Below are 12342 nucleotides of genomic sequence, written 5' to 3'. Positions count from 1 at the left end.
GGCGTACGGCTTCGCCGAGGAGTCGCGTGCCCGCTCTGAGGTGGTTGACACATCTTTGCGGAATTAATTTGCCGGGCCGTTTCCCCTATTTCGGGCAAAACTGCCTGCCCCTGACCTCGGCGCACGGCGTACTGCGTCCCTACCCTGAGATGATCGACTACACCAGTCGATCATGGGGTATGTGGGCCTTTGGGTCTTGACGAAGATCCTTACAACGCCAAGACTCACTGCACGCGCGTGCGACGGCCCGGGACGCCCCCTGCCCGGACCGGCACGCCGACTGGAGGCATCTCTCATGAGGAGTTCCGTCACCGGCAGGAGGGCAGCGGCCCTGATCGCCGGGCTCACCCTCCCCCTCGCCCTCGGGCTCAGCGCCCTCCCCGTGCTGGCAGCGCCCTCCCCCACCCCGGTACCCGTCGCGCCCGACCGGCAACCGGGCACCTCGGCGGACGGCGTCGCCCTGCTCCGCATCGTGGTCCCCGACGACGCCGCCCTGGACCGGCTCAACTCCCTCGGCGTCGACCTGGCCGAGTACAAGAAGCCCGTGAACGACGGCATCGAGGTGCACGCCGTGCTCAGCCCCCTGGAGGCCCAGGAGCTGCGCGCCCAGGGATTCGACGTGCGCGGCGCCATCTCCGACCGGGCCGACGCCGCCGCCAACCGGTCCGAGCGCGACTCCGCGATCAGGTCGGCCGACGCCGCCGACGCCGCCGAGACCGACACGCTGACCCCGCTGCGCGCCGAGTGGTTCACCAGCCTGGACGATCAGCGCTTCCTGGCGGTGGAGGTGAAGTCGAGCGCGACCGACGCCGAGACGGTGCTCACCGCCACCTGGGACAGCGGCAGGGGGACCGAGCCCGGCTCCGGCGGCACCACGACGATGTCGCGCTTCACCGACGCCGGGCAGTACATGTACCACCGGTTCAACGCCCCGCTGTCGGTGACCGCCACCCCCGCGAAGGTGACCGTGACCAGCAGCAGGGGCGGCACCGTCACGGTCCCGGTGACCAAGTGGCTGGGCGAGCGGCGCAAACCGCCCGGCTCGCACTACGTGGCGGACTTCGTCGACCACTACATGGACCCCACCGAGGTCACCACGCGGATCACCGCCCTGGCCAAGGAGTTCCCGAGGCTCACCCAGATCGTCGACCTGCCGTACAAGACCAACGGCTACCGCCGGGCCGCCCAGGCGCAGTTCGGCGCCGTCGCGGCGAGCACGTTCTACGTGACCTCCAAGAAGTACGGCTCCGAGGGCGGCAACGACCTCAGCGTGGCCCTGGTGAAGCCGGAGACCCCCTCGGCGCCGCTCGCGGTGGCGGTCTCCGGGCAGGCCGTCGTGGTCACCCTGGCCACCGACGCGGCCGGGGCGATCTCCAGCACCGCCCGCCAGGTGGCCGACGCGCTCAACGCCGACGCGGCGGCGTCGGCCCTGCTGACCGCGAGCACCTACCGGGGCGACCCGGGCGGCGGCCTGGTCGCGGCCGCGGCGGCGACCAGGCTCACCGACGGCCTCAACGCCCCGGCGTCGGTGTCGCGCCAGCCGTTCCAGATGAAGGCGCTGCGCATCGGCAAGGCCAGGGACGGCTCGAAGACCGGCGTGTTCCTGTACTGCCAGGAGCACGCCCGCGAGTGGGTGACCCCGCTGGTCTGCGTGGAGGCCGCGGAAAGGCTGCTGCGCAACTACTCCCACGACCCCCGGACCAAGAAGCTGGTCGACGGCCTCGACATCTTCGTGCTGCCCTCGGCCAACCCCGACGGGGCGCACTACTCGTTCTACGACTTCAACATGCAGCGCAAGAACATGACGAACCACTGCGCGGCCACCGCGGGCGACCCGGCGGCGCGCAACAACTGGGGAGTGGACCTCAACCGCAACTTCTCGGTCGGCTCCCTGTTCGACGGGTACAGCGGCGCCTCCTCGACCTGCACCAGCGCCACGTTCGCCGGCCCCGCGGAGCTGTCGGAGCCGGAGTCGCGCGACGAGGTCTGGCTGACGAACCGGTACCCCAACATCAAGTTCGCGATGAACACGCACTCCTACGGCGGCTACTTCATGTGGCCCCCGGGGGCGTACAAGCTCCCCGGCCGTGAGCTGCTCCCCCGGGCCGACTTCGGCACCGAGAACTACTTCTGGGACGCCTCGGGCCACATCCTGTCCGCCGTGCAGGCCTGGCGCGGGACGGCCATCTGGCCCGGGCGGACCGGCCCGGTGCCGGACGTCCTGTACTCGGCGGCCGGCAACAGCGCCGACGAGCACTGGTTCAACCGGGGCATCATCGGCTGGGACTTCGAGGTCGGCGCGGACCTGTACGACCCGGCGACCAAGCAGTTCCAGGCGGTCGGGTTCCAGCCGTCGTTCGCCGAGGGCCACGAGGAGGCGATGGAGTTCGCCGGCGGCCAGATCGCCATCCTGGAGGTCGCGCGGGCCTTCTCCAAGGACAAGGACCGTCCCGAGTCCCGGCTCCAGGTGACCGGCCGCACCCCCGCCTCGGCCACGTTCACCTTCTCGATCGACGAGCCGGCGAACCTCTACTACACGCTGGACGGCAGCCGCCCGACGCTGCACTCCACGAAGCTGACGTCCTCGGGGGCGCGCGAGGGCACCCAGCGGATCACGGTGAACGCGACCACCGAGGTGCGCTGGTTCTCCGTCGACATCGCCGGCAACGTCGAGCGCGGCTACCGTCCGGACGGCGGCGGTGGCGGCTACCGCAAGGAGCGGGTGGAGGTCGGCAAGAAGCCCTAGTCACGACCGATCCGGGGCGGTCGCCCGGCCGCCCCTCGCCGCCCCCGGACGGGGACCCGGACGGACCTCGAGCCACGCCTCGCCGGGGGCGCGGACCGCGCGGAGGCGGTGTCAGAGCCGGGGGTCGATGTGGATCTTGGTTCCGGGCGCGCCGTCCCGAACGCCGGCCAGCGCGTCCACCGCCCCTTCGAGCCCCATCGTGGCCGCGACCAGCGGCCCCGGCGTCACCCGGCCCTCGGCGTAGTGGCCGATCGCCGGGGCCAGGCCCGGGGAGCCGCCCAGGATGCCGACGGCGGTCACGTCCTTGAGCACCAGGGCCCGGGTGTCGATCACGCTGGGCGTGCCGGCCAGGCCGATGTGCACCACCCGCCCGGCCGGCTCGACCAGCTCCAGGGCGGCGGGCGGGGTCCCGGGGTCGTCGGTGCAGTCGACGACGGCCTCGAAGGTGCCGCCGGGCGGCTCGTCCAGGGTCCAGAACCGGTCGGCGCCGAGCTTCTCGGCGAGTTCCTGGTTGCGCCGGTCGAGCCCCAGCACGTGGACCTCCGCGCCCGCCGCCCGCGCGAAGGCGGCGGTCAGCAGCCCGATGGTCCCCGGCCCGCAGACCAGGACGCGGACCCCGGGGCGGGCGCCGGCGGCCGAGGCGGCCCGCCAGGCGTTGCCGCCGGGCTCGACCAGGGCCCCGGCCTGGTCGTCCACGGAGTCCGGGAGGCGGTGCAGGCTGGTGACGGGCACGCACACCTTCTCCGCCAGCGCGCCCGGCCAGCCGCCGAGGATGCCGACCTCGGACCGGAAGGCGCACACGTGGCCGTGCCCGCCGAGGCAGCGCGGGCACCGGCCGCACCCGAGCATGGTGTCCCCGGTGACCCGGGCGCCGATCCAGTCCCCGGCGACGCCGGCGCCCACGGCCGCGACCACCCCGGCCCACTCGTGGCCGGGGCGCAGGGGGAAGGACGCCTTGCCCTGCGCGTAGTAGGCCATCGTCCCGGTGAACAGCTCGTGGTCGGTGCCGCAGATCCCGACGCGGTGGACGTCCACGACGGCCTGTCCCGCCTCCGGCGCGGGGTCGGCCACCTCCTCGACGCCGGCCCGCCCGGGGCCGCGCAGGACGACCGCCCTCATCGCGGGACCGCCGTGGTCGACCCCGGTCCCCCGGTGATGACAAGGCGCATGTGACCCCCTCCGCCCGGCACGGGCCGCCTCGGCGATGACATGCGGCTCCTGCCGCTATACAGTCGCGACACCTCATCAATGTAGACATACGCTCCAATTAGGGGAAGATCACCCCATGAGTGGACAGCGAAGCCAGGAGTGGTACGCGGGTGGCGACCGCAACGCCTACATCCACCGGGCCTGGATGCGCCGGGGACTGCCCGGCCACGCCTTCGACGGGCGCCCGCACGTCGCCATCGCCAACACCGCCTCCGCGCTGACCCCCTGCAACGCCCACCTCGACGAGGTCGCCCGCAGCGTGGAGAACGGGATCTGGGAGGCGGGCGGCGTCCCGCTCAACCTGCCCGTGGTCTCCCTCGGCGAGACCCAGGTCCGCCCGACCGCGATGCTGTGGCGCAACATGGCCGCCATGGCCACCGAGGAGATGCTGCGGGCCAACCCGATCGACGGGGTGGTGCTGCTCGGCGGCTGCGACAAGACGATCCCGTCGCTGCTGATGGCCGCCGCGTCGGTGGACCTGCCCGCCGTCGTGGTCCCCGGCGGCCCCATGCTCACCGGGACCTTCCACGGCGTCCCGCTCGGCTGCGGGACCGACGTGTGGCGGCTCAGCGAGGAGATGCGGGCCGGCACGCTCACGCAGCGGGACTTCACGGCCTCGGAGTCGTCGATGATCCGCAGCAAGGGGCACTGCAACACCATGGGCACCGCCTCGACCATGGCCCTGGTGACCGAGGCGCTCGGCATGTCCCTGCCCGGCATCGCCGGGACCCCGGCCCCCGACAGCCGGCTCCTGGAGCTCTCCCACGCCACCGGCCGCCTGGTGATCGACATGATCGCCAAGGGGCGCCGCCCGAGCGACATCATGACGCGCGGCTCGTTCCTCAACGCGATCGTCACGCTGGCCGCGATCGGCGGCTCGACCAACGCCGTCGTGCACCTGCTGGCCCTGGCCGGCCGCCTCGGCGTCGAGCTCACCCTGGACGACTTCGACCGCACCGGGTCGGGGGTGCCGCTGCTGGTGGACCTGCTGCCGGCCGGCCGGCACCTGATGGACGACCTGTACCGGGCCGGCGGCCTGCACGCGGTGCTCCGCGAGGTCGCCGACCTGCTCGACCCCGAGGCGATCACCGTGGACGGCACCCCGCTGGCCGGCCACCTGGACGGCGCGCGGATCTTCGACGAGGACGTCATCCGCCCCCGCTCCCGGCCGCTGCTCGAGGACGCCGGCATCGCCGTCCTGCGGGGCGACCTGGCCCCGCACGGCGCGGTGATCAAGCCGGCCGCCGCCTCCCCCGAGCTGCTGCGGCACCGGGGGCGCGCCATCGTGTTCGACAGCGTCGAGGACGCCAGGGCGCGGCTGAACGACCCCGCGCTGGACGTGGACGAGACCTCCGTGCTGGTCCTGCGCGGGTGCGGCCCGCGCGGCTACCCGGGCATGCCGGAGGTGGCCAACCTGCCGCTCCCGCAGAAGCTGCTCGCCCGGGGCGTGCGGGACATGGTGCGCGTCTGCGACGGGCGGATGAGCGGCACCGCGTACGGGACCGTCGTCCTGCACGTGGCCCCGGAGGCGGCGGCGGGCGGGCCGCTCGGCCTGGTCCGCACCGGCGACCCCATCGTGCTCGACGTCGCGGCCCGGCGGCTGGACGTCGACCTGCCCCCCGGCGAGCTGGCCGCGCGCAGCCCCTCACCCGCCGCCGCCAAGGCGTACGCCAACCCGTCACGGGGCTGGGAACGGCTGTACGTCGACCACGTGACGCAGGCCGACACCGGGGCCGACCTGGACTTCCTGCTCGGGTCCAGCGGCCACAAGGTGGCCCGCGAGTCGCACTGAGCACCGCCGTACGGCCCCCGCGCGGGCTTCAGGGCCGCGCGGGAGCCGGCGGGGGTCAGGGGTTGGCGGCGATGTCGTTCGCGGCGATGTAGCCGAAGGTCATGGCCGGCCCGATGGTCGACCCCGCTCCGGCGTAGCTGTGCCCCATGACGGCGCCGCTGGCGTTCCCGGCCGCGTACAGGCCGGGGATCGGCGTGCCGTCGGCCCGCAGCACCCGCGCCCGCGCGTCGGTCCGCATGCCGCCCTTGGTGCCGAGGTCACCAGGGACGATCTTGAAGGCGTAGAACGGCGGCAGCCACAGCGGGGCCAGGCACGGGTTGGGCCGGACGTAGGGGTCGGCGTAGTAGCGGTCGTACACGCTGTCGCCCCGGTGGAAGTCCAGGTCCCTGCCGGTGAACGCGAACCCGTTGAACCGGGCCACCGTGGAGCGCAGCGCCGCCGCCGGCACGCCGATCTTCCCGGCGAGCTGATCCAGCGTCACGGCCTTGAACGCGGCGCCGCTCTGGTACCACTCCTCGGGGAGCGGCAGCAGCGGGGGCACGTCCTTGAACAGGTAGCGGTCGCGGTACTGCTGGTCGGTGATCAGCCAGGCCGGGATGTGCCGGGAGGACGGGGTGTCGCGGTCGTACATGACGTGCACCACGTCGCTGTAGGGCGCGCCCTCGTTGACGAACCGCACGCCCTTGCCGTTGACCAGCAGGCAGCCGGGCAGGGTGCGCTCAGCCAGGCAGAAGTACGGCTGGTCCGGCAGCGGGATGGCCGGGCCCCACCAGGCGTCGTCCATGAGGTCCAGCGCGGCCCCGGCCCGCTCGCCGGCCTCGATGCCGTCGCCGGTGTTCTCCTTGGCGCCCACGGTCCAGTCGGTCCCGATGGGCTGGCGCTGGAACTCCCTGCGCATGGTGGGGCTGTGCTCGAAGCCGCCGGAGCCGACGACCACGGCGCGCCTGGCCCTGACCAGCGTCTGCGCGCCGTTCCTGGTCACCACCGCCCCGGTGACGCGGCCGGACTCCACGCGCAGGTCGGCCAGCGGGGTGTTCAGCCACACCGGGACGCCGGCCGACTGGAGCCCCGCCCGCAGCCCGCCGGCCAGGGCCTGGCCCATGGTGAGCGGCTTCTCCCCGCGCAGCGCCGCCTCGACGCCCCGCTGGACGCACTGGGCGGAGACCGCCAGCCCCTGGGGGTTGACCGCGCTGAGCGTGAGCCACTTGTAGTCGGCGCTGAAGACGACCAGCCCGTCCGGGGTGGGGATGTAGGAGGGGTTGAGGTTGGCCAGCTCGGCGCCGAGGATGTGCCCGTCGAGCTGGTCGGGCTCGATGGAGCGCCCGTTCGGCATCCCTCCGGGGAACTCCGGATAGTAGTCGGAGTAGCCCTCCATCCAGCGGAACCGCAGCGGGCTGTTCCGGATCACGAAGGAGATCATGGCGGGCCCGTTGGCGAGGTAGGCCGCCTGCCGGTCGGCGGGCACGCCGGTCCCGACGACGCGGGCGAGGTAGGCGGCGGCCTTGGCCGGGGTGTCGGGCACCCCGGCGGCCAGGATCACCTCGTTGCAGGGCACCCAGATCCCCGCGCCCGAGCGGGCGGCCGAGCCGCCGAACGTGGGCGCCTTCTCCACCACGACGACGCTCAGCCCCCGCTTGGCGGCCGTCAGCGCGGCGGTCATCCCCGAGGCGCCGCAGCCGACGACGACGACGTCGTACTCGGCGTCGGCGTGGGCGGGGACGCCGCCCCGGTCGAGGGCGCCGCCGGTCACCAGGACCGCGCCGGCGACGGCGGCGCCGCGCAGCACGGCGCGGCGGCTGGGACCGGCGGCGGCCGGCGGAGGACTGCTCTCGGAGGGCAGGCGGGGGGAAGGCCCTGGGGGGACGGCCATGGTGGATCCCTTCGGCGTACGAGCGCTGCGACGGGCCGGCGAGCCTCGGTGAGGAGGCGTCCGGCGGGACACCGCGATGGCACCTCGCGCCTGGGTGCGCTGCTACGGAAGAGCGTGGGGCACTGTGACCCCGGTCACTGACCGAGCATGCGCTTGTTTGGCAAAGCCTGTCAATCACCTTCATGCCCGCGAGGTGCCTCGCGACCCGCCACCGAGGGGCCCGCGAGCCCTCCGCGACCCTCCACCGCTCTGACTGAGCCTAGAAAATCCTGTCATGACGGGATTTACTCTTAGGAAACTTTCTTACACAATTGAGGTCACCCCCCAGCAAAGGAGCAGGACATGCGAAGAACGCTCACCTTCCTCGCGACCGCGGTGCTCGCCATCGGGGCCACGGTGTTCATCGCCTCCCCGGCCATGGCCCACGGCTACATCTCCTCGCCGCCGAGCCGCCAGGCCATGTGCGCCCAGGGCCGCGTGGCGAACTGCGGCGACATCATCTACGAGCCGCAGAGCGTGGAAGGGCCCAAGGGCCTGCGGAGCTGTCACGGCGGGAACGCCAGGTTCGCCCAGCTCAGCGACGAGAGCAAGGGCTGGCCGGCCACCAGCGTCGGGAACACCGTCACCTTCAACTGGGTGCTGACCGCGCGCCACGCGACCAGCACGTGGGAGTACTACATCGGCAACACCCGGATCGCCGTGTTCAACGACGGCGGCAAGCAGCCCGGCGCCACGGTGTCCCACACCGTGAGCCTGGGCGGCAGGACCGGGCGGCAGAAGGTCCTGGCGATCTGGAACATCGCCGACACGGCGAACGCCTTCTACTCCTGCGTCGACCTGCAGCGATGACGACCGGCGGTCTCCTGCGGCGGCCCGGCTCCCCCGGGCCGCCGCCCGGGGACTGAGGCGGGCCCCTCGGGGCTCGTGCGGACGTCGCCGCCGGAAGGCCCGCCTGGGCGGGTGAACGGGCCTTCCGGCGGCATCGTGGACGAATTCGATCAGTTTGACTACCTTGCCACCATGATGGGCAGAGCTGTACTCAGCATGATCATGGCAGCGGGCGCGCTCATGGCGACGACCCCCGCCTCGGCGGACGCCGCTCCCGCCGACCCGGCCCCGGCGGCCGGGGAGGCGGCCGTGCCGGCCCTGGCCTGGGAGCTCAGGCCGACCGGGACCGCGTCCCGCCTTCGCGGGCTGTCCCCGGTGAGCCGCGACACGGCGTGGGCGTCCGGCAGCCTCGGCACCGTGCTCCGGACCGGGGACGGCGGCAGGACCTGGACGAACGTCTCCCCGCCTGACACCGCCGACCTGCAGTTCCGCGACATCGAGGCCTTCGACGCCCGCACCGCGCTGATCCTGTCGATCGGCGAGGGCGACGCCTCCCGCGTGTACCGCACCGAGGACGGCGGGCGGAGCTGGGCGGAGACCTATCGCAACGACGAGCCGAGGGCCTTCTACGACTGCATGGCCTTCTTCGACCGCAGGCACGGCCTGGCGATGAGCGACCCCGTGGACGGCAGGTTCCGTATCCTGTCCACCGGCGACGGAGGACGCACCTGGAAGGTGCTCCCCGCCACCGGGATGCCGGACGCCCTGCCCGGCGAGGCGGGCTTCGCCGCGTCCGGCCAGTGCCTGGTGACGGCGGGCGACCGCGACGTGTGGCTCGCCGCCGGCGGGGGCGCCCGCTCGCGCGTGTTCCACTCCCGCGACCGCGGCCTCACCTGGACCGTGGCCGACACCCCGATCCCGGCCGGCGACCCCGCGCGGGGCGTGTTCGCGCTGGCGTTCCGCGACCCCCGGCACGGCATCGCGGTGGGCGGCGACTTCCAGCCGGACCTGCCCTCCCCCGACGCCGCCGCGCTGACCCGGGACGGGGGCGCGACCTGGACGCGCGCGGCGGCCCCGCCCGAGGCCTACCGGTCGGGCGTCGCCTGGCTGCCCCACCTGCCGTTCGCCGCCATCGCGGTCGGGCCGTCCGGCAGCGACGTGACGCTGACGTCCGGCGAGCGCTGGCGGAAGTTCGACACGGGGTCCTTCGACACCGTGGCCTGCGCTCCCGACCTGAGCTGCTGGGCGTCCGGCGAGCAGGGCCGGGTCGCCCGGCTCACGCTCCGCCTGCGCTGACCCGCGCGGGCGGTCTCCGGGTTCAGCGGACCCGGCCGACGCCGCACAGGAAATAGGACCCGACCGTCTCCAGTACCGGCGCGACGACGGGAATGTCCGGCCGCCATTCGTGCAGGTTGACCATTCCGGGTTCGGCCAGATCGAGCCCGTCGAAGAAGGGGGCTATCTCGCCGGACATCCTCGCCACGAACTGCGCCGAGGCCCGGTTGTAGACGCGTTCCACGGCGGGCGCGGCCTGCGGGCGCTCGTCCACCGCCACGTGCGAGAGGGCGAGGTGGCTCCCGGGGGCCAGCCCGTCGCGGAGCCGGGCGACGATGCCGCGCGGGTCCTCGGCGTCCGGGATGAAGTGGACGATCGCCAGCAGCAGGACGGCGATCGGCCGGTCGAAGTCCAGGTGCGCGCGCACCTCGTGGTCGTGCAGGATCTCCTCGGGCCGCCGCAGGTCCCCCTCGGCCACCAGCACCTGCGGGCTGTCCTGCAGCAGGGCGCGCGCGTGCGTGAGCACCTGCGGATCGTTGTCCACGTACACCGTGCGGGAGCCGGGCGCGTACTCGGCGGCCACCTGGTGCACGTTCCGCTGGGTCGGCAGGCCGGCGCCGATGTCGAGGAACTGGCGCACGCCCTGCTCGGCGAGGAAGCGCACGGCCCGGCACAGGAAGGCGCGGTTCTCCCGGATGCCGACGGGGATCTCCGGCACGAGCTTCAGCACCTGCTCGGCCGCCGCCCGGTCGACGGGGAGGTTGTCCTTCCCGCCAAGGAAGTAGTCGTACATCCGCGCGGCGTTGGGAGTGCTCGGGTCGAAAACTCCCCCGTTCGAAGCCGGGTTCATCGATGTCCTCTACTGGTCCGCACCCCATGGGTGATCCCGACAGTAGGTACTGAGATATCAGCTCAGGAGGGACAAAGATAATACCGAATGTCACGATCTTTCCATTACCTGACCCGCCGCCCCGCCGGACCGCAGGTGGCGGGCCCCGGGTCGCGGGGCACCTGACCGGCGGCACCTGACACGGCGGGCGCCTCGTGCTTCTCCGAGAGTGCGGGCGTGCGGCGCCGAAGATTCACCCGGGCCGGTGGGGGAAGTCGGTATCCGCCGGTTCCAGGAGAAGGAAGAGCGAATGGTGAACGCGACCATCACCTCTGTGCGACACACCCTCGCCACCAGGACGTCCGCCGCGGACCTCTCGGCGGCGATGGCGTGTGGCGGCCGGGGCGGGGTGGCCGTCGCCGCGGGCACCACCTGGGACTCCTCCGCCGGCATCCTGGCCGCGGCCGGCGCCTGAGCGCCGCCCGTCCGCCCGTCCGCCCGTCCGCCCGTCCGCCCGTCCGCCCGTCCGCCCGTCCGCCTGGGACGATCTTCGCGGGGAGACCGCCGCGGGCGCCGTGGAATTCCCGGCCGGTCCTCGTTTCACGAACGGCGGGCACCTCGCCCGGAAATGGGCCGGAGGCGAGCGCGGGCGTGTCGCGGAGAAAATGGGCCGAAGGAAATCGCCGTAAAACGCGAAAACGGCCGGAGCCAGAAGGCTCCTGCCGTTTTTCGAGGCCGCTGCGCGGAGGGCCGATCAGCCCCAGGGGGTGTTGGAGTCCGGGAGCGGCGGGGTCGGGGTCGGGGTGGGCGACGGGGTGACGGTCGAGGTGGAGGCCTGGTCGGCGGGCCCGCTCTCGGCCGAGGCCATGGTGCCGGCGACGGCGACGCCACCGAGGCCGATGACGGTGAGAATGGTGATCCGGGCGGCGATGGACTTGATGTTGTCGCTCATTTTACTGACCCCTCGTTTTGTGGCGGCGGCTCTGTTTCTGCCGTTTCCCTGCTCGCAATAACGAAGGTATTAGGGGTCGCTATCTGGTCGTTATCGGTACGCTTCTGATCCACCAATAGCGCTTTCAACTGGGCGTGAGCGCTTTTCGATCTCCGCCGGGGACCGGTTTCCCGCCGGGCGGGCATCCCCCTCGATAGCGGGCCCAGGGGCCGGGGGTACCGGGGAAAAGGCCGGCGAGCCGGTGCCCACCGACACCGCACCATGCGGTGGGCACCCGCTCGCCGGGGTCGTGCGCCGGTCACCGGCCGGCGTCACCGGTCCCGGTGCGGACGCGTCCGCGGGGGGCGGCGCGTCCATGCCGGCCGTTCAGAGGCGGGACGGGACGTGGTGGCGGGACGGGGTCACGGCCACCAGGCGAGACCCAGGAGGAACGACCGGCTGGAGCCGTGCCCGTCCTCGTCGGTCTCCTCCTCGCCGGACGGTTTCTCCTCGTCCGGCTCCTTGTCGGCGGAGCCGTTCTCCTCGCCGAACTCGTGGCTCTCCACGTCGGCGTCCTCGCCGTCGTGACCGCCGGACTTCCTCTCCCCGGGGGGATCGTCGTCCGCGGCGGCCTTCCGCCCTTCTTCGTGGCCGCTTTCGCCGGCGGGGTGCCGGTCGGGGGTCCGGCCCAGGCGGCCGCGCGGCTCGGCCGCCTGGGAGTCGTCGCCGGCCGGGTCTCCCGGCTCGACGTGTGGGGGGTTGGTGCTCTCATCCATTGCCATGTTGACCTCGGTGGCGGCGTGTCGCGGTTGACTCCGGACGGTCGGCTGACCGCCGTACCGTCCGGTGGGGTGACGTGGTG

Annotated in this window: 10 protein-coding genes; 5 read left to right on the top strand and 5 right to left on the bottom strand. The window is 73.0% G+C overall.

What is annotated here, in order from left to right; translation table 11 throughout:
* The first annotated feature begins 295 nt into the window (after window positions 1–295).
* On the top strand, window positions 296–2746 hold the full coding sequence (locus tag NYZ98_RS14925) for a M14 family metallopeptidase (protein ID WP_262843359.1): 2451 nt from the start codon (window positions 296–298) through the stop codon (window positions 2744–2746).
* A gap of 111 nt (window positions 2747–2857) precedes the next feature.
* On the opposite strand, the gene NYZ98_RS14920 is transcribed toward NYZ98_RS14925, so the two are convergent.
* Complete coding sequence (locus tag NYZ98_RS14920) at window positions 2858–3865, bottom strand: zinc-dependent alcohol dehydrogenase (protein ID WP_262843358.1); 1008 nt, start codon at window positions 3863–3865, stop codon at window positions 2858–2860.
* Window positions 3866–4031: 166 nt separating this feature from the next.
* On the opposite strand from NYZ98_RS14920, the gene NYZ98_RS14915 reads away from it, so the two are divergent.
* Complete coding sequence (locus NYZ98_RS14915) at window positions 4032–5747, top strand: dihydroxy-acid dehydratase (RefSeq protein ID WP_262843357.1); 1716 nt, start codon at window positions 4032–4034, stop codon at window positions 5745–5747.
* Window positions 5748–5802: 55 nt separating this feature from the next.
* On the opposite strand, the gene kstD is transcribed toward NYZ98_RS14915, so the two are convergent.
* Window positions 5803–7617 (bottom strand): 3-oxosteroid 1-dehydrogenase, encoded by a 1815-nt coding sequence (gene kstD, locus NYZ98_RS14910; RefSeq protein ID WP_262843356.1) that lies wholly within the window; start codon window positions 7615–7617, stop codon window positions 5803–5805.
* Window positions 7618–7959: 342 nt separating this feature from the next.
* On the opposite strand from kstD, the gene NYZ98_RS14905 reads away from it, so the two are divergent.
* The gene (locus tag NYZ98_RS14905) at window positions 7960–8466 is read left to right on the top strand and encodes a lytic polysaccharide monooxygenase auxiliary activity family 9 protein (RefSeq protein WP_262843355.1); all 507 of its coding nucleotides are present in this window, start codon (window positions 7960–7962) and stop codon (window positions 8464–8466) included.
* Between the two features lie 171 nt (window positions 8467–8637).
* Window positions 8638–9741, top strand: a complete 1104-nt coding sequence (locus tag NYZ98_RS14900; RefSeq protein ID WP_262843354.1) for a WD40/YVTN/BNR-like repeat-containing protein — start codon at window positions 8638–8640, stop codon at window positions 9739–9741.
* A gap of 22 nt (window positions 9742–9763) precedes the next feature.
* Here the strand turns inward: NYZ98_RS14900 and NYZ98_RS14895 are convergent, their stop codons facing one another.
* The gene (locus NYZ98_RS14895) at window positions 9764–10570 is read right to left on the bottom strand and encodes an SAM-dependent methyltransferase (RefSeq protein WP_262843353.1); all 807 of its coding nucleotides are present in this window, start codon (window positions 10568–10570) and stop codon (window positions 9764–9766) included.
* 289 nt (window positions 10571–10859) lie between these two features.
* On the opposite strand from NYZ98_RS14895, the gene NYZ98_RS14890 reads away from it, so the two are divergent.
* On the top strand, window positions 10860–11024 hold the full coding sequence (locus NYZ98_RS14890; RefSeq protein ID WP_262843352.1) for a hypothetical protein: 165 nt from the start codon (window positions 10860–10862) through the stop codon (window positions 11022–11024).
* Between the two features lie 279 nt (window positions 11025–11303).
* Here the strand turns inward: NYZ98_RS14890 and NYZ98_RS14885 are convergent, their stop codons facing one another.
* The gene (locus tag NYZ98_RS14885) at window positions 11304–11501 is read right to left on the bottom strand and encodes a hypothetical protein (RefSeq protein ID WP_262843351.1); all 198 of its coding nucleotides are present in this window, start codon (window positions 11499–11501) and stop codon (window positions 11304–11306) included.
* Window positions 11502–11902: 401 nt separating this feature from the next.
* The gene (locus NYZ98_RS14880) at window positions 11903–12256 is read right to left on the bottom strand and encodes a hypothetical protein (RefSeq protein ID WP_262843350.1); all 354 of its coding nucleotides are present in this window, start codon (window positions 12254–12256) and stop codon (window positions 11903–11905) included.
* Window positions 12257–12342 lie beyond the last annotated feature (86 nt).

It is taken from the genome of Sphaerisporangium corydalis (assembly GCF_025506355.1).
Classification (GTDB): Bacteria; Actinomycetota; Actinomycetes; order Streptosporangiales; family Streptosporangiaceae; genus Sphaerisporangium; species Sphaerisporangium corydalis.
The sequence above is the reverse complement of the archived record's forward strand: the minus strand, read 5'-3'. Positions and strand labels throughout refer to the sequence as shown.